The following is a 17,238-nucleotide window of genomic DNA, read 5'->3' as shown; positions in this document are numbered from 1 at the left end:
ACCCGTCAACTACGCCCGTAGGTGTCCTCGAAGCGAACGATATCGTCTTCGCCCAGGTAACTGCCGGACTGCACTTCGATCAGTTCCAGCGGCAGTTTGCCCGGGTTGCGCAGGCGATGGGTCACGCCCAGTGGAATGTAGGTGCTCTGGTTCTCGCTCAGCAGGATGACTTCGTCACCCCGGGTCACCTCGGCGGTGCCGCTGACCACGATCCAGTGTTCGGCACGATGGTGGTGCATCTGCAGGCTCAGCGTGCCGCCGGGCTTGACCGTGATCCGCTTCACCTGGAAGCGGGCACCGTTGTCGATCGAATCGTAGGCGCCCCACGGACGATAGACCTTGCGGTGCCAGGTCGCTTCACTGCGGCCTTCGGTCTTCAACTGTGACACCACTGTCTTGACCTCCTGCATGCGGTCAGCCTTGCCGACCAGTACCGCATCGTCGGTCTCCACCACGATCACATCGTCCAGGCCGACCATCGCCACCAGGCGCTGGCCATAGGCGTAGGTGTTGCGGCAGTCGATGGCGATCACATCGCCCTGGTGGGCATTGCCGTCACCATCCTGCTGCGAGACGTCGCGCAGTGCGGTCCACGAACCGACATCATTCCAACCCGCGTCGAGCGGGATCACCACCGCATCGGCGGTCTTCTCCATCACCGCGTAGTCGATGGAATCAGAGGCGACGGCGGCGAAGGCGGCCTTGTCCAGGCGCGTGAAGTCGGTGTCGCGGCGGGCCAGCTGCCATGCGCTGCGGCTGCCGGCGAGCATCTCCGGCTGGAAGCGTTCCAGCTCCTGCAGGTAGCGCGATGCCTTGAACAGGAACATGCCGCTGTTCCAGTAGTACTGGCCGCTGGCCACGTACCCGGTAGCGGTGTCCAGGTCGGGCTTCTCGACGAAGCGTTCGACGGCACGAAGGCCCTGGCCGTCGGCGGCCTTGATGTAGCCGTAGCCGGTTTCAGGGCCCGTGGGCACGATGCCGAAGGTCACCAGCTTGCCCGCCTCGGCAGCACTGGTGGCTGCCTGGACGACGCTGCGGAAGGTGGCTTCATCGCTGATCACGTGGTCCGAAGGCAGCACCAGCAGCAGCGCATCGGCGCCGTCGCGGGTCGCTTCCAATGCCGCTACCGCGATGGCCGGCGCCGTATTGCGCCCCATCGGCTCAAGGATGATCGCAGCCGGCTCGGCACCGACCTGGTGCAGTTGCTCGGCGGCGACAAAGCGGTGTTCCTCGTTGGCGATCACCAGTGGACCACGGCTGGCAATGGGGGCCACCCGCTGCCAGGTAGCCTGCAGCATGGTCAGCTCGCCGGCCAGTGGCAGGAACTGCTTCGGGTAGGACTCACGTGACAGCGGCCACAAGCGGGTGCCGGAGCCACCGGAGAGAATGACGGGCTGAATGATGCTCATGGTCTTCCTTGGTTATTGCTGAAGGAGGTGGGAAATTTCGTCGGTGCGCGCCTGCATCAACGCGGCATCACCGCGGGCTTCGACATTCAGACGCAGCAGCGGCTCGGTGTTGGAACTGCGCAGGTTGAAGCGCCAGTCGCCGAAATCGGCGCTGATGCCATCGGTGTAGTCCAGTGCGGGCGCCAGCGCGGCGAAGTGCTCCATCACGCGTGCCACGGCGGCCTTGGCATCGGCCACCTTGAAGTTGATCTCTCCGCTGCACGGATAGGCCGCCATGCGATCTTCAACCCAGTCGGCCAGTGAACGTCCGCTTTCCGAAATCAGCTGGGCGATCAGCAGCCACGGGATCATCCCGGAGTCTGCATAGGCGAACTCGCGGAAGTAGTGGTGGGCGCTCATCTCGCCGCCATAGACCGCATCTTCCGCGCGCATCTTCTCCTTGATGAAGGCGTGGCCGCTCTTGCACAGCACCGGCACGCCGCCGGCGGCTTCGACCATTTCCACCGTGTTCCAGACCAGGCGCGGGTCGTGTACAACCTTGCCACCGGGCTGACGGGCGAGAATGGCCTTTGCCAGCAGGCCGACCAGGTAATAGCCTTCGATGAAACGGCCGGTGTGGTCGAAGAAGAAACAGCGGTCGAAGTCACCGTCCCAGGCAATGCCGAAGTCGGCATCGTGTTCGCGCACGGCCTCGGCGGTGGCGGCGCGGTTCTCCGGCAGCAGCGGGTTGGGGATGCCGTTGGGGAAGCTGCCATCGGGTTCATGGCAGATGCGGATGAATTCCAGCGGCAGGTGCGGCGCCAGCAGGTCGACGATGGCACCGGCGCCGCCGTTGCCGGCGTTGACCACCAGCTTCAGCGGCTTGAGCTTGCTGGCGTCCACGTAGCCCAGCAGGTGATCGATGTAGGCGCTCTTGTCGTGGCGCGCGGTCTGCGCCGCAACCGGTGGCTGTGCGCTGCCGGCATCGGCGGCCACCGCGTCGGAGATCGCGAACAGGCCGGTATCGGAACTGATTGGCCGTGCGTTTTCCTTGACCAGCTTCATCCCGTTGTAGTCCATGGGGTTGTGGCTGGCAGTCACCATCACGCCGCCCGCGGCGCCCAGGTGGTCGGTCTGGAAGTAGACCTCCTCGGTGCCGCACAGGCCGATGTCGATCACTTCGCGGCCCACGCCACGCAGGCCGGCGGCCAGCGCGTCCTGCAGTGCCGGGCTGGTCAAACGGACATCATGACCCAGGACCACGGGGCCCGGGGCGAGCTGAGCGGCCAGGGCGACGCCGATGCGGCGGGCGAGGTCTTCGTTCAGTTCTTCCGGGACGCGGCCGCGGATGTCATAGGCCTTGAAGGCGGGCAGGGGCATCGATCGGGTCCATTGTGGGCACAGCCGGTGATTGTACCGCCAGCCCCGTATGGGAATCGTTTCCATGCCGCAACGCCACGTGACCGGCCGGCGCGCTGGCCTAGAATGAGCGGATTACATCAACGAGGTGAGGGCGTAGATGAGCAACCCGGCAACGACCGACGGCAAGCGCGGCAAGCGCTTCGCCAGTGCGGCGGAGGCCCTGCAGGGGGTGGTCGCCGATGGCCAGACCCTGGCCGTGGGCGGCTTTGGCCTGTGTGGCATTCCCGAGGCGCTGATCGCTGCCTTGCGCGACAGCGGCACCAAGGGCCTGACCGTGATCTCCAACAATGCCGGCGTCGATGGCTTCGGCCTGGGCCAGCTGCTGGAAACGCGGCAGATCAGGAAGATGATTTCGTCCTACGTGGGCGAGAACAAGGAATTCGAGCGGCAGTTCCTGGCCGGCGAGCTGGAGCTGGAATTCAACCCGCAGGGCACCCTGGCCGAGCGCCTGCGTGCCGGTGGCGCGGGTATTCCGGCGTTCTTCACGGCCACCGGCTACGGCACGGTGGTGGCCGAGGGCAAGGAAACCCGCGAATTCGACGGCAAGCACTACGTGATGGAGACTGCGCTGCGCGCCGACGTGGCGCTGGTCAAGGCCTGGAAGGCCGACGAGGCCGGCAACCTGGTGTTCCGCAAGACCGCACGCAACTTCAACCCGGCCTGCGCGATGGCCGGCAAGGTCTGCATCGTGGAAGTGGAAGAGGTGGTGCCGGTCGGCTCCATCGACCCGGACCAGGTGCACCTGCCGGGCATCTATGTGCACCGCATCGTGCACAACGCGCATCCTGAAAAGCGAATCGAACAGCGCACCATCCGCGCGGAGGGCAACTGACATGGCGTGGACCCGTGATGAGATGGCCGCGCGCGCGGCGCGCGAGCTGACCGATGGCGCTTACGTGAACCTGGGCATCGGCCTGCCGACACTGGTGGCCAACCACATTCCCGAAGGCGTGGATGTGTGGCTGCAGTCGGAAAACGGCCTGCTCGGTATCGGCCCGTTCCCGACTGACGCCGAAGTCGACGCCGACCTGATCAATGCCGGCAAGCAGACCGTCACTGCACGTGCGGGCGCCAGCTACTTCGGCAGCCACGACAGCTTCGCGATGATCCGCGGTGGGCATGTGAACCTGGCTATCCTTGGTGCCATGCAGGTCACCGACAAGGGTGACCTGGCCAACTGGATGGTGCCCGGCAAGATGGTCAAGGGCATGGGCGGTGCGATGGACCTGGTCGCTGGTGTGCAGCGCGTGGTGGTGCTGATGGAGCACACCGCCAAGAACGGCGAGCACAAGATCCTGGCCGAATGCACGTTGCCGTTGACCGGCGTGGGCGTGGTCGACCGCATCATCACCGACCTGGCGGTGTTCGACGTGACTGACAAGGGCCTGCTGCTGGTGGAAGCCGCGCCGGGTGTCAGTGATGAGGAACTGCAGGAAAAGACCGGCGTCGCGTTTCTTCGCGGCTGAAGGTGCAAGGGCGGCCCAGGGCCGCCCTGTTTCTTGAGGGGGTGCCATGCTGTTTCCCCATACGCTGCCCGATGCCGATGTGTTGCACCTGCCGGGCTGGCTGGCCGCGACCGATGCCGACCGGCTCATGGAGGCGCTGCAGGCCGGCGTGCCGTGGGAGGTCCACCGCATCCGCATGTTCGGCAGCTGGGTGGACTCGCCACGGCTGAGCTGCTGGATCGGCGACCCGCAGGCCCGCTACCGTTACTCTGGTGCCGAGTTCGTGCCGCACCCGTGGCCGCCTGTGTTGCTGGCCGTGCGCGAGCACCTGCAGGCCGAAGGACACGGCCACTTCAACAGCGTGCTGCTGAACCGCTATCGCAGTGGCGGTGACTACATGGGCTGGCATAGCGATGACGAGCCGGAGCTGGGGCCGGCCCCGGTGATCGCTTCGCTGAGCCTGGGTGCCGCACGCCGTTTCCTGCTGCGCCGACGCGACGATCCGGCGCGCAAGGCTGAATTCGTGCTTGGCCACGGTGACCTGCTGCTGATGGCCGGGCAGACCCAGCGCTTCTACCAGCACGCGCTGCCGAAGATGGCACGGGTACAGGGAGAGCGGATCAACCTGACGTTCCGGTGGATCCAGCCCGGCTGATCCTGGGACGAAGTGTCAGGCGCGCAGCAGATCGATGCCGGCAGACAGCACGCCGCGACCGAAGTGGCCGTAGTTGCCGCGTAGCAGTTCACCCAACACTGCCGGGATACGCCGCAGGCGCGAGCTCGGCAGGCTGGTACGCACGGCGATATGACGTCGCTTGCGTTCGATCCAGGCCAGCTGGGTAGCGGGCAGGCCGCGCGCGCGCGCGCGCTCCAGCAGCTGGCCACATTCCACCCGCTCGCTTTCCAACTGCCGCTTGCGTCGTACCGCGCGTGGCGTGGCATCGTTGCCACCAAGGCCCAACTGATTGTTGCTGTGCAGGCGGTAATCAATGAGCGTCTCGGAAAGGCTGTCGATCTCCCCGCGCATGGCAGCCAGTGTGCCGATCCAGGCGTCGTGTACCCAGTCCGATGCCGGCAGCGGAAGTGCGTCGGCCAGGACCGACCGGTGCAAGGCCATTGCGGCACCGGTCATCAGCTTGCGCTTGAGCATCAATCGGAACCCGTCGCCGGCATGCATCCGTGCCCGTTGCGCGGTGCCGTAGTGCAGCGCGGTGAACAGGGTCTGCGGCATGGGCTGACCTGCATCATCGATCAAGCGAGCGTCGCAGTGCAGGACGCGCAGGCCAGGGCGTGCATCGAACTCGGTGCAGAAGCGTGCGACCTTGTCGGGATGCCAGACATCGTCCTGGTCACACAGGAAAATGAGCGTGCCGGTGCAGGCGCGCAGTGCGCCATCGAAATTGCGCCGATAACCCACGTTCTGTGGATTGACCTGCAGGTCAACCGAGATACCCGCAGCCTCGGCGCGTGGCACGAAGGCCCGCAGCAGCACCAACGTGCCATCGGAGGACACGTCGTCGCGGATCACGATCTGGTCCGGTCGGCGTGTCTGTGCCAGCAGGCTGTCGAGCTGCTCCTGCAGGAAGCGCTCACCGTTGTACGTGCAGACGGCGATGGAGACGGATGCGGGCATCAGCGAGGGAATGGGCCGTGGCCTGTGATTATCGCACGCACCTGCTGCAGCGCCGACGGGCATGGACCGGTGCTACCTGAATCTGGCGGCGGCAGCGCCGGGCCATGCCCGGCGAATGCGGCGATCAGCGCGCGACGGTCGGCTGGTCGGCCTGTCCGCTCTGCAACGTCCAGCCCACCATGTCCTGTGCCAGCTGCTGCAGGCCGCGCTCGAAGGCCGCGGTCACCGCCGGTACATCGGTGCTGCCGACGGGCTGCGCCTGGCGGAAGGTGCGGTCCGCGACCACGCGCTGGTCGGCGACATGGATCAGCTTGGCGTTGACCTCGATCACCACCGTCGGCGTGGCCTGGCCCTGGTAATCCGATTCGAAGCGGCGCACGTCGGTGGACAGCTTGTAGTCGGCGCGGATGCCGGCGGTGCTGCGGGCCACGCCGCGGATGCGACCTGAATCCTCGAAGCCGCGCAACAGGGTGTCCTCGATCATGTCGGTGGCCGGCTGGGCCCAGCTGGCGCCCTTGTAGATCTCCAGCTGCGACGGTGTCGGCCGCACGTTGATGCGCGGGCTGTCGACCATGCGCGCGGCGCTGGGCTTGGCCAGCACCAGCTGCCAGCTGGCCTGCGGCCAGGCCGGGTCTGCCTTGACCTGCACGGACGGCGAGTACAGCGTCACCGCGGTCTTCTCGCTGCTGCCAAGGATGGAGCAGCCGCCCAGCAGGGTGACCATCGAAGCGGCCAGCAGCAGGCGCGGGAGGGTGGTCGGGCTCATTTGGGTTCGAACTCCTTCGGTGCGTCGCGGCCCAGCAGGTAGCGCGCGGGGTTGTTCTCAAGACGGTCGCTGACCCGGCGCAGGTCGCGGATCAGGCCGCGCAGTTCGGTCAGCGTCGGGCCCAGCTGGCCGAGGCCATCGTTGGCAAAGCTGTTGATCGCGGCGCGGTTCTCGCCAAGGATCGAATCGGCGTTGCCGGCGGCCGAATCGAGCTTGGCCAGGGTGCCGTCGAGCTTGTCGATGATGCCGGGCAGCTGCTGCACCAGGTTCTTGTCCAGGCGCTCGATGGTGCCGTTGGTGGTCTTCAGCGTGGTGTCCAGGCTGCGGGCGGCGTCGCGCGCGCTGAGCAGCAGCGCCTGCGTGCCCTGGTCACGGTCGGCCAGGCCGCCGCTGATTGTCTCCAGGTTGGCCAGCGTCGCGTTGATCGAGGCCACGTTGCGGTCGCTGAGGATCTGGTCCATGCGCTCGACGATGCGGTTGGCGACGTCGGTGATGTTCTGCAGCGCAGAGGGTGTGGTCGGGATGATCGGCGCCGGGTCCTTGTTGACCGTGGTCAGCGCCGGCGACTGCGGCGTGCCGCCGCTGAGCTGGATGATCGACGGGCCGGTCAGGCTGGTGATCGCCAGCTTGGCGCGGGTATCGGTCTTGACCGGCGTGTTGGAGTTCAGGCGGATGCGCGCGACCACCTGGCGCGGGTCGTCCGGCACCAGGTTCAGTTCGGTGATCGAGCCCACCGCGATGCCGTTGTACTGCACCGGGCTGCCCACCGACAGGCCGGTCACCGCTTCGCGGAACACCACGCGGTACTCCTGCCAGGTGCGGTCGGAGGAGTACTTGGCGGCCCACAGGCCGAAGGCCAGCAGGGCCAGGCCGGTGATCAGGGTGAACGCGCCGATCAGCACGTAGTTGGCTTTGGTTTCCATGGCTCAGGCACTCTCGATCTGTTCGCCACGCGCGGCGCGCGCGCGGGGTCCGTGGAAGTATTCCTGGATCCACGGATGATCCAGTTTCTCGATGTCAGGCAAGGGTGCGTTGGCCACTACCTTGCGGTCGGCGATCACCGCGACCCGGTCGCAGATCGCGTACAGCGTGTCCAGGTCGTGGGTGATCAGGAACACGGTCAGCCCCAGTGCTTCCTGCAGGGTCTTGATCAGGCGGTCGAACGCCGCCGCGCCGATCGGGTCGAGGCCGGCGGTGGGTTCGTCCAGGAACAGCAGAGGCGGATCCAGCGCCAGTGCCCGGGCCAGGCCGGCGCGCTTGCGCATGCCGCCTGACAGCTGCGAGGGCAGCTTGTTGATCGCGTCGGCGGGCAGGCCGGCCAGTTTCACTTTCAGCAGCGCCAGTTCGTAGTGCCAGCGCTCGGGCAGCTCGCGATGGTGTTCCTTCAGTGGCACCTGCACGTTCTCGCCCACGGTCAGCGAGGAGAACAGGGCGCCGTCCTGGAACAACACGCCGGTGTTGCGCTCGATGTGCAGGCGGCTCTCGGTATCGTCGGCACGCGCGTCGCGGCCGAGTACTTCGATCTGCCCGGCATCGGGCACGCGCAGGCCGAGGATCGAGCGCATCAGCACCGATTTGCCGGTACCGGAGCCGCCGACCACGCCCAGGATTTCGCCGCGGCGTACGTCCAGGTCCAGGTCTTCGTGCACGGTCTGGCTGCCGAAGCGGTTGACCAGTCCACGCACGCGGATGGCCAGTTCGTGGCCCTGGTCGTCGCGCATGTCGAGGGGGTCGGGGAGGGCGGATGTGCTCATGTCACCAGTCCATGTGCATGAACCACAACGCCGCGAAGGCGTCGATGATGATCACCAGCGAGATCGTCTGCACCACGCTGGAGGTGGTGCGCTCGCCGACCGACTGCGCGGTACCTTCGACCTTCAGTCCTTCCAGGCAGCCGATCAGGCCGATCACCAGCGCGAACACGGGTGCCTTCGACAGGCCGACCAGCATGTGCCGCACTTCCATCGTCTCGTGCATGCGCGCGATGTACATCTGCGGCGGGATGTCGAGGTCGAACGCGCCGACGGTGATACCGCCGGCCAGACCGGCGACCATCGCGATGAAGGTCAACAGGGGCAGGGTGACCAGCAACGCCAGCAAGCGTGGCAGCACCAGCAGGTCGACCGGGTCCAGGCCCAGGGTGCGCATCGCATCGATTTCCTCGCGTGCCTTCATCGCACCGATCTGCGCGGTGAACGCACTGGCGGTGCGGCCGGCCAGCACGATCGCCGTCAGCAGCACCGCGAACTCGCGCAGGAAGGCGATGTTGACCAGCTCGACCACGTAGATCTCGGCGCCGAAGTCGCGCAGGATGGTTGAACCGAGGAATGCGATCACCGCGCCGACCAGGTAGGACAGCAGCGCCACCAGCGGTACCGCGTCCAGCCCGACCTGCTCCATCTGGTGCACGGTGGCGGTCAGCCGGAAGCGGCGGGGTTCCTTGACCAGCCGGGCCGCCTTGACCAGGTTCTCGCCGAGGAAGCTGCACAGCGCCTTGATGTTGTGGCCGGTGGTGTGGACGCTGACGCCCAGCCGTTCCAGCGCGGCCAGCACGCCGAAATCGCGCTTGGGCTTGGGCCGGTCGTCGGCCACTTCCTCGATGGTGCACACCAGCGCCTGGTGGTCCGCGCGGAACTGCAGTGCGTCTTCGTGCAGATCGGCACGATGGGCCACGCGCAGCACCTGCAGCACGCCGGCCGAATCCAGCTGTTCGATGCCGGTGGCATCGATGCCGGTCAGTTTGTCGGGAACGCCGTGCAGAACCTCGGCCGCGGCCAGCGCGGTCTTCAAGGTCCAGGTGCCGGACAGGCGGATCAGGCCCGGGTCGTGGGCATCCTGTTCGAGCTGGGGGGCGTGGTTCGGGGTCACTTGGGCCATTCGGGTCGCAGCATAACCGTTCTGTATCGGGCTTCGCGTCGAACTCGGATGAATTTCTCCGGTGGGCCCCAGCGTAGGTAATACTACGGCGCATGTCCGCAGACGCTCACACGATCCCCACGCCCCAGGCCACCTACGCACAGCGCGTGGCCTTTGTTCCGAGATCGCCGGACGCCTGCACAGCTATGGCACCACGGCCCAGCGCCTGGAAACGGCGGTGGTGGCACTGGCCCGCCAGCTCGATCTGGATTGTGAACCGTGGTCGAATCCCACCGGTATCATCCTCAGCTTCAGCGACCCGGCGCAGGCGATCGGCTCCAGCGACATCACCCGCGTGATCCGCCTGGCGCCCGGTGAGAATGACCTGCACAAGCTCAGCGTCGCCGACCACATCGCCGAGGAAGTGTCCAACGGGCGGATGAGCATCGCCCAGGGCCACACTGCACTGCGCCAGCTGGACAAGGATCCGGGCCGGCGCGGCAAGCTGCGCACCATCCTGTCATTCAGCCTCGGCGCGGCCGGCGTGGCCGGGATGTGGAAGCTGCCGTGGCTGGACATTGCCACGGCCGGTGTCATCGGCCTGATGATCGGCCTGCTCGGCATGGTCACCGATCGTCGCCCGGCCACCCGCGAAGCGGCCGAGGCGCTGGCGGCGCTGCTGGCCGGCATGGTCGCCACCCTGGTGGCGTCCTTCATCGGCGCGCTCAACCTCAACACGGTGATCATCGCCTCGCTGGTGGTGCTGCTGCCCGGCATGTCGCTGACCAATGCGGTCAATGAGCTGGCCAGCCAGCACTGGGTGTCGGGCACCGCGCGCTTTGCCGGCGCGCTGACCACCATCATGAAGCTCAGCGTCGGCGCGATGATCGCGGTGACCCTGGCCGACGTGCTCGGGCTGGATCCGGTGATCCGTGCCACGCGGCCGCAGGGGCCATGGGTGGAGTGGGGCTCGCTGCTGACCGCGGCGTTCGCCTTCGCGATGCTGTTCAAGGCCAATCGCCGCGATTACCCGTGGGTGATCGCCGCCTCGGTGGCCGGTTATGCGATCTCCAAGTTCGGCGGCCACGCCTGGGGCGCGCCGGCCGGCATCTTCCTGTCGGCGATGCTGCTGACCGCCGGCGGCAATCTGTTCGGTCGCCTGGTCGGGCGTCCGGGCGCGATCATCCGCCTCCCGGGCATCATCATGATGGTGCCCGGCAGCACCAGCCTGCGCGGCGTGCTGACCCTGGTCCAGCAGCAGGACGTGGGCGCCGGCCAGAGCGTGTTCCTCACCGTGCTCAACGTGGTGATGGCGCTGGTGGCGGGCCTGCTGTTCGGCAACCTGCTGATGCCGGCCCGCAAGACACTGTAGGTGTGGACCATTGGTCCACACACCTTTCCGAGAAATGAAAAAACGCCGGCATTCGCCGGCGTTTTTCAGTGCATCCCGATCCGGCCTCAGGCCTTCTTGATCAGGAAATCTTCCGGCTTCTTGTTGCCCTTGGCGGTCAGTTCAGCCATCCAGCGCGGCTGCTTGCCACGGCCAGTCCAGGTTTCCTTGGGGTTGGCCGGGTTGCGGTACTTCGGGGCAACCTTGCCCAGCTTGCGGCCGGCGGTCTTCGACGGTGCCTTGGCGACCTTGACCACCTTGCGCGCGCGCGGGGCCGGGGCGTCGCCGAACAGTTCCTCGATGGTGTAACCCTCGGTCTTGGCCAGCTTGGTCAGCTGGGCGCGAACCTTGGTGATCGGCCGGCGCTTGGCGACGATGGTCTGCTGCTTCTTCGCGGTGCGGATCAGGGCGCCCAGCTCGCGCGCCGACAGGCCGGTCAGGTCAATGCTCATTTACGGTTACTCCGGAAACTAATAAGTGGACGGGACAAGCCAGTCCATGGCGTCGGCGGACAGAATAGAGATGAATTAATCCAAGCACAAATGCAGGCAGGACATGCCGTGGCGGCATGCCGACGCTGTCGCGGTGATTTTGACCGGATTATGTCCGCTGCAATATCGGCCCGTGCTGGCGCAGGCAAAAAAAAAGACCGGGGCAGGCCCCGGTCTTTCCACGTCAGCCCTGCAGTCGCTGCAGCAGGGTCGCCTTGTCCAGGCTCTCCGCGTCGCTGGCGCGGCGCGAGCGGTACTCGTAGGTGCCGGCGGCCAGGCCGCGTTCGCTGACCACCACGCGGTGCGGGATACCAATCAGCTCCATGTCGGCGAACATCGCGCCCGGGCGCAGGCCGCGGTCGTCGAGTGCAGCGTCCAGGCCCGCGTCGCGCAGCTCCTGCAGCAGGTTGGCAGCGGCGTCGGCCACGGCGGTATCGCCCTTCGGGTTGATCACGCACACCACGACCTGCCACGGCGCCATCGCGTCCGGCCAGATGATGCCGGCATCGTCATGGTTCTGTTCGATCGCGGCAGCCACCACGCGCGAGATACCGATGCCGTAGCAGCCCATCGCCATCACCGCCGCCTTGCCGTTCTCATCCAGCACGGTGGCATCCAGCGCTTCGGCGTACTTGCGGCCGAGCTGGAACACGTGGCCGACTTCGATGCCACGGGCGATCTTCAGTTCACCGCCGTCCACGGCACGGTCGCCGGCACGCACGTTGCGGATGTCGGCCACTTCCGGTTCCGGCAGGTCGCGGCCCCAGTTGACGCCGGCCAGGTGGAAACCGGCTTCGTTGGCGCCGACGACGAAGTCGGCCATCGCCGCTACTTCACGATCGGCGACCACGCGGATGGCCTTGGCCGGGGCGACCGGGCCGAGGAAACCCGGCACGCTGCCCAGGTGCTCGGCGATTTCCGCCTCGCTGGCGAAGCGCTGCTCGTCCAGGCCGGCGACCTTGGCCAGCTTGATCTCGTTGACCTCATGGTCGCCGCGTACCAGAACCAGCACGAACTGCTGTGCCTTGCCTTCGCCGGCGATCAGCGCCACCGACTTCACCGTGCGCTGCAGGTCGATGCCGAGCAGGGCCGCGACGTCTTCGCAGGTCTTCTGGGTGGGGGTATCCACCTTGCGCATCGTTTCGGCGGCGGCCGCACGCGGCGCCGGATCGGCGGCAATGGCCGCTTCCATGTTGGCTGCGTAGTCCGAGCCGGTCGAGAACACCAGCGCGTCCTCACCGGAATCGGCGATGACGTGGAATTCCTGCGACGCATCGCCGCCGATCGCACCGGAGTCCGCCTGCACCATGCGGAAATCCAGGCCGAGGCGGGTGAAGATGCGGCTGTAGGCCGACTTCATGTTCTCGTATTCGCGCACCAGGCACTCATCGTGCAGGTGGAACGAATAGGCGTCCTTCATCAGGAACTCGCGCGAACGCATCACGCCGAAGCGCGGGCGGATCTCGTCGCGGAACTTGGTCTGCACCTGGTAGAAGTTCACCGGCAGCTGCTTGTAGCTGGACAGCTCGCTGCGCGCGAAGTCGCAGGCGGCTTCCTCGGCGGTCGGGCTGTAGCAGAACACCTGGTCCTTGCGATCCTTGATCTTCAGCAGCTGCGGGCCGAATTTCTGCCAGCGGCCGGTCTGCTCCCACAGTTCCTTCGGCTGGATGGTCGGGATCTGGAATTCCACGGCACCGGCCCGGTCCATTTCCTCGCGCACGATGCGTTCGACCTTGCGCAGCACGCGCAGGCCCAGCGGCGACCAGGTGTACAGGCCCGATGCCAGCTTGCGGATCATGCCCGCGCGCAGCATCAGCCGATGGCTGGTCAGCTCGGCGTCGCTGGGGGTTTCCTTGGTGGTGTGCAGGTGGAACTGGGAGAGGCGCATCGTCGGCTTCGGATAACGGCAGAGACGTCTATTCTGCCAGCCCGGCCGGGGGGAGGGGTATCGGCAGGGCTGCGCCCTGCACCCGCCTGAAGCAACGTCAACGGCAACGGCAACAGCAAGAACGGGTTTCCTGGGAGATGGCGGGGTGGGTCCGGTTGCGGGGGGCGCCGTGAATACGTCCATGTAGGCTCGGTCGCGGCTTGCTCGTGTGCGCTGTCCTGCGCACACGGCAAGACCAGGGTTGGGCTTCCTGCCCAACCCGACCGAGGCATGCCTCGGGCCCATGCGGCTCACGCCCCCGCAACCGGACCCACCCCGCCTTCGACAGTTTCCTGCGAGCTGTCGGAACAGCTCGTGGGGTCAGATCCGTTTTCCGCAGGAAAACGGATCTGACCCCGGATTCAATTCGATATCTGACAGATTTCATCCACGCATGGCGTGGATCTACTGACCGTCACTAGCGGTCTGTCAGGGGCGGGGCGGTGTGGGGTGGCAGGACCGTTGGCGCCATGGATGGCGCCATCGAGCCCCCATGGGTGAGGGCGCTTTGCTCGCGAAGCACTGCTTCGCAAGCGCCCGAACGCACAGCCGCCAGCGGCTGGGCCGGGCCGCGGAGCGGGGTTTACGGCGTGTCCTGGCAGCCCACACCGCCCCGCCAAACCCACAGAAAGCCCAGAGCCGGCTGTTGCCCTTGCTGTTGCCTCTGCGGGTGCAGGGCTGCAAGCCCTGCCGATACCCTCACTGTGCTGGGCAGTAGGCCTTGATGGCGGCTTCGGCCAATCCCTTCTGCGCGGTGTGCTGCTCGGGGGTCAACGGGGTATCGGGCTTGCCATCGCCATCGGTGTCCTGCATCACCTGGCCGCCACCGTCCAGCAGGGCCAGGTTGGCCCGGGCCGTGCTGCACTGCTCGGGGACCGGCGCGGCCGGGGTCTCGGTGCTGGCCGCGGCCTGCGGGGTGCGGGCCTGCTCGCGGGTCTCGAACTTCTTGCCCGCCGGCGGGGTCTCCGAGTACCTGGGTCACGCCATGGGCGGTCCTTCCATTTGTAGACGGGGCCGGCCACGGCGTTGGCACTGGCCAACAGCAGCAGGCATCCAAGAGCACAGGGCACGCATGGCAAACTCCACGGAATGGGCGCAGAACGCCGATTGCAGCATTGGCGCCGACCGCTGGCAAGTCGATTAAACTGGATTCCATGGACCCGATCACACCGCCGCCGCGCTCGCGCACGATTTACCTGCTGCCCAACCTGTTCACCACCGCCGGCCTGTTCGCCGGCTTCTACGCGATCATCGCCGCGGCCAACGGGGATTCCGTCAATGCCAGCATCGCCGTGTTCGTGGCGGCGGTGATGGATGGCCTGGACGGGCGCGTGGCGCGCCTGACCGGCACCAGCAGTGAATTCGGCGTGCAGTACGACTCGCTGGCCGACCGGTCAGCTTCGGCATGGCCCCGGCGCTGGTGATGTACCACTGGTCGCTGTCGTGGCTGAAGTTCGACGATCCGCTGCTCGGCCGCGTCGGCTGGGCGGTGGCCTTCCTGTATGCGGCCTGCGCGGCACTGCGCCTGGCCCGCTTCAACACGCAGGTGGCGGTGGTCGACAAGCGCTGGTTCGTCGGCCTGGCCAGCCCGGCCGCCGCAGGCCTGATGATGTCCTTCGTCTGGGCGTTCGCCGATGGCAACCTGGGCTGGGACGGCAACCAGCTGCGCTACGTGGCACTGGCGGTGACGATCATCGCTGCGCTGCTGATGGTCAGCCGCATCCGCTTCTGGAGCTTCAAGGGCGGCGCTGCCAAGGGCACCCGTTCGGACCGCGTGCCGTTCCTGGTGCTGGCACTGGTGCCGGTAGCCATCGCCATTGCGGTCATCGACCTGCCGCGCGTGCTGTTCGCGGTCGGCATCCTGTACGCCTTGTCCGGCCCGGTGATGTGGGCCGTGCAGCGCCTGCGCAAGAAGCCCGAGGCGGCGTGAGCGAGGACCTGCCCGTGCTGTGGTCACCGGCCCAGCAGGCCTGGGCTGCAGGCCATGGGCTATACCGTCTATCACGACGGCCAGCTGGCTACCGAGCTGGATGCCGCGCTGCAGTTGAGCGTGGCCGAAGCCGAGGCCAGCGTCGCCGCGCCGGAACCGGTGCGTGCCGCCGTGCCGTCGCGCGGACAGCATGCCGGGCGGCACCCGCAGCCCGCCCGGAACGCCCGGCACCGCCAGCACCGCGAAACGCCGGTCAGCGCCCCGGACACCGTACCGGCGGCTGAGCGCCCACTGCCCAGCGGCAACGCACGCCAGCCGGTGGTCCGCCTGCCGGATCGCCTGCAGATCGCGCTGCTGCGTGCGTCCGGCTGCAACCCGAACGCCCCGGCAACGCAGCGGTTGATGGACAGCTGGCCGCTGGACCAGCTGCGCCACGACCCGGCCGCCAAGCGTGCGCTGTGGCCGCAGCTGCGTGCCCTGCGCAAGCGGGGCACGCCATGAGTGCGGTTACCCGGCCCGGCCCGATCAGCCTGCGTGCGCTGCGCGAGAGCGACCTCAATGCGGTGATGGCGATCGAACTGCGGGGCTATCCTTTCCCCTGGACCCGCGGCATCTTCATCGACTGCCTGCGCGCCGGCTATCCCGGCCTGGCGATGGAGCGCGATGGCCTGCTGATCGGCTATGGCGTGCTCAGCATCGCCGCCGATGAAGCGCACGTGCTGAACATCTGCATCGATCCGCTGGCGCAGTCGCGCGGGCTGGGTCGCCAGCTGCTGCGCGCACTGGTGCAGCTGGCCGCCGCCCGCGGCGCACAGCGCGTATTCCTGGAAGTGCGTCCGTCCAACGCGCCGGCGCTGGCGCTGTACCACAGCGAAGGATTCAACGAGATCGGCCGCCGCCCGCGCTACTACCCGGCGGCACAGGGCCGCGAGGATGCGGTGGTGATGGCGATCGAACTGGTCGACGGCGACCTGCAGGCAATGCCGCCGCTGTAACGCAGACTGGTTGCCGGCCAGCGGCCGGCACTACCAGATGGGTCTCCGCTGTGATCGACACATCGCCTGCCGTGGTAGGTGCCAACCTTGGTTGGCACGCTTTCTTCACGCCATCCGCAGTGCAAGCACGCCGCCCACGATGAGCGACGCTGCCAGCCAGCGCGCGCGTGGTATGCGTTCGCGCAGCAGGAACACCGAGATCAGCAGCGCGAACAGGGATTGACGATTCGCGCAGCGCCGAGACCATCGCCACCGGTGCCTGGGTCATCGCCCACAACGCCATCGCATAGGAGGCCGTGGTGCCGACGCCACCGGCCAGGCCCAGTGGCCAATGCTGCCGCGCATAGTCCAGCACCGCGCCGCCGCGCGTGTACAACGCCCACAGCGGCAGCGGAATGCCCGACAGCAGGAACAGCCACAGCGTGTAGCTGAGCGCGCTGCCTGACTGCCGCGCACCCTGCGCATCGACCAGTGTGTAGGTAGCGATCATCGCCGCGGTCAGCAGCGGCAGGCGCAGCTGGCCGCCGCGTGCACCCAGTGCCATGCACAGGATGCCGGTGCTCACCAGCCCTACACCAGCCACGCTGCGGCGGGCAATGGCTCACCGAGCAGGGTGCCCGCCAGACGCAGACCAGGATCGGCGCGCTGCCACGCATCAGCGGGTAGGCCAGGCTCATGTCGACCTGCTGGTAACAGCGTGCGACCAGCCCGTAATAGGTCACCTGCAACAGCACCGACGCGCCCAGCCAGGGCCAGCTGTGCGCAGCCGGGAAGGCAGGAAGGGGAGGGCAGCGGCCGACAGCAGCGCGGCACTGCCGGTCACCAGCACGGTACCGAGGAACTTGTCCGGCCCGCGCTTGACGATCGCATTCCAGCTGGCATGCAGCGCCGCGGCAGCGAGGACAAGCAGGAAGATGGAGAGCGGCATCCGCCGATGATGCCATGCGGGGCAAATGGAAACGCCGGGCATCGCCCGGCGTTTCCGATTCCGCTTC

The 17,238-nt window shown here is 67.1% G+C and carries 13 protein-coding genes and 5 pseudogenes; 7 read left to right on the top strand and 11 right to left on the bottom strand.

Going from position 1 to position 17,238, the window contains the following annotated elements:
* Positions 1–5: 5 nt before the first annotated feature.
* Positions 6–1,409, bottom strand: coding sequence for a mannose-1-phosphate guanylyltransferase/mannose-6-phosphate isomerase (locus ACXI0D_RS09250; protein ID WP_049443081.1), 1,404 nt, complete (start codon positions 1,407–1,409; stop codon positions 6–8).
* A 12-nt stretch (positions 1,410–1,421) separates the two neighbouring features.
* A complete protein-coding gene (locus tag ACXI0D_RS09245) occupies positions 1,422–2,768 on the bottom strand; it encodes a phosphohexomutase domain-containing protein (RefSeq protein WP_101764917.1) in 1,347 nt (448 codons plus the stop codon).
* Positions 2,769–2,907: 139 nt separating this feature from the next.
* Here ACXI0D_RS09245 and ACXI0D_RS09240 point away from each other — a divergent pair, with 139 nt between their 5' ends.
* The 3 genes from ACXI0D_RS09240 to ACXI0D_RS09230 are packed head-to-tail and all read left to right on the top strand — an operon-like array spanning position 2,908 to position 4,910.
* Positions 2,908–3,642 (top strand): CoA transferase subunit A, encoded by a 735-nt coding sequence (locus ACXI0D_RS09240; RefSeq protein ID WP_119007474.1) that lies wholly within the window; start codon positions 2,908–2,910, stop codon positions 3,640–3,642.
* 1 nt (position 3,643) lies between these two features.
* Positions 3,644–4,276 carry a CoA transferase subunit B gene (locus ACXI0D_RS09235; protein ID WP_049443084.1) on the top strand — a complete coding sequence of 211 codons (633 nt, stop codon included), beginning with the start codon at positions 3,644–3,646 and terminating at the stop codon, positions 4,274–4,276.
* Positions 4,277–4,322: 46 nt separating this feature from the next.
* Complete coding sequence (locus ACXI0D_RS09230) at positions 4,323–4,910, top strand: alpha-ketoglutarate-dependent dioxygenase AlkB family protein (RefSeq protein WP_049443085.1); 588 nt, start codon at positions 4,323–4,325, stop codon at positions 4,908–4,910.
* A 15-nt stretch (positions 4,911–4,925) separates the two neighbouring features.
* Here the strand turns inward: ACXI0D_RS09230 and ACXI0D_RS09225 are convergent, their stop codons facing one another.
* The 5 genes from ACXI0D_RS09225 to ACXI0D_RS09205 all read right to left on the bottom strand — a co-directional run bounded on the left by ACXI0D_RS09225 (position 4,926) and on the right by ACXI0D_RS09205 (position 9,531).
* On the bottom strand, positions 4,926–5,888 hold the full coding sequence (locus ACXI0D_RS09225) for a glycosyltransferase family 2 protein (RefSeq protein WP_119007473.1): 963 nt from the start codon (positions 5,886–5,888) through the stop codon (positions 4,926–4,928).
* 124 nt (positions 5,889–6,012) lie between these two features.
* Positions 6,013–6,654: an ABC-type transport auxiliary lipoprotein family protein gene (locus ACXI0D_RS09220; protein WP_049443087.1), complete on the bottom strand. Its 642-nt coding sequence runs from the start codon at positions 6,652–6,654 to the stop codon at positions 6,013–6,015.
* Positions 6,651–7,577: an MlaD family protein gene (locus tag ACXI0D_RS09215; RefSeq protein ID WP_014035909.1), complete on the bottom strand. Its 927-nt coding sequence runs from the start codon at positions 7,575–7,577 to the stop codon at positions 6,651–6,653. The genes ACXI0D_RS09220 and ACXI0D_RS09215 overlap by 4 nt, the downstream gene beginning before the upstream one ends.
* Before the next feature lie 3 nt (positions 7,578–7,580).
* Positions 7,581–8,408: an ABC transporter ATP-binding protein gene (locus ACXI0D_RS09210; RefSeq protein WP_479642508.1), complete on the bottom strand. Its 828-nt coding sequence runs from the start codon at positions 8,406–8,408 to the stop codon at positions 7,581–7,583.
* Between the two features lies 1 nt (position 8,409).
* Complete coding sequence (locus ACXI0D_RS09205) at positions 8,410–9,531, bottom strand: MlaE family ABC transporter permease (protein WP_075675419.1); 1,122 nt, start codon at positions 9,529–9,531, stop codon at positions 8,410–8,412.
* Between the two features lie 92 nt (positions 9,532–9,623).
* Here ACXI0D_RS09205 and ACXI0D_RS09200 point away from each other — a divergent pair.
* Positions 9,624–10,882 (top strand): annotated as a pseudogene (locus ACXI0D_RS09200) (threonine/serine exporter family protein).
* A gap of 86 nt (positions 10,883–10,968) precedes the next feature.
* On the opposite strand, the gene ACXI0D_RS09195 reads toward ACXI0D_RS09200, so the two are convergent.
* The 3 genes and pseudogenes from ACXI0D_RS09195 to ACXI0D_RS09185 form a co-directional block, all read right to left on the bottom strand.
* A complete protein-coding gene (locus ACXI0D_RS09195) occupies positions 10,969–11,352 on the bottom strand; it encodes an H-NS histone family protein (RefSeq protein ID WP_119007471.1) in 384 nt (127 codons plus the stop codon).
* A 223-nt stretch (positions 11,353–11,575) separates the two neighbouring features.
* The gene (locus tag ACXI0D_RS09190) at positions 11,576–13,279 is read right to left on the bottom strand and encodes a proline--tRNA ligase (protein ID WP_119007470.1); all 1,704 of its coding nucleotides are present in this window, start codon (positions 13,277–13,279) and stop codon (positions 11,576–11,578) included.
* Between the two features lie 738 nt (positions 13,280–14,017).
* A pseudogene (locus tag ACXI0D_RS09185) lies at positions 14,018–14,434 on the bottom strand (DUF4124 domain-containing protein).
* Positions 14,435–14,472: 38 nt separating this feature from the next.
* On the opposite strand from ACXI0D_RS09185, the pseudogene pssA reads away from it, so the two are divergent.
* The 3 genes and pseudogenes from pssA (at position 14,473) to rimI (ending at position 16,243) form a co-directional block, all read left to right on the top strand.
* Positions 14,473–15,248 (top strand): annotated as a pseudogene (gene pssA / locus ACXI0D_RS09180) (CDP-diacylglycerol--serine O-phosphatidyltransferase).
* A pseudogene (locus tag ACXI0D_RS09175) lies at positions 15,245–15,749 on the top strand (hypothetical protein). Before pssA ends, ACXI0D_RS09175 begins: the two co-directional pseudogenes overlap by 4 nt.
* Positions 15,746–16,243: a ribosomal protein S18-alanine N-acetyltransferase gene (gene rimI, locus ACXI0D_RS09170; protein WP_119007468.1), complete on the top strand. Its 498-nt coding sequence runs from the start codon at positions 15,746–15,748 to the stop codon at positions 16,241–16,243. Before ACXI0D_RS09175 ends, rimI begins: the two are co-directional and overlap by 4 nt.
* A gap of 105 nt (positions 16,244–16,348) precedes the next feature.
* Here the strand turns inward: rimI and ACXI0D_RS09165 are convergent.
* A pseudogene (locus ACXI0D_RS09165) lies at positions 16,349–17,171 on the bottom strand (EamA family transporter).
* Positions 17,172–17,238 lie beyond the last annotated feature (67 nt).

It is taken from the genome of Stenotrophomonas sp. C9D9 (assembly GCF_056491205.1).
This window is presented reverse-complemented; position numbering and strand designations above follow the sequence as displayed.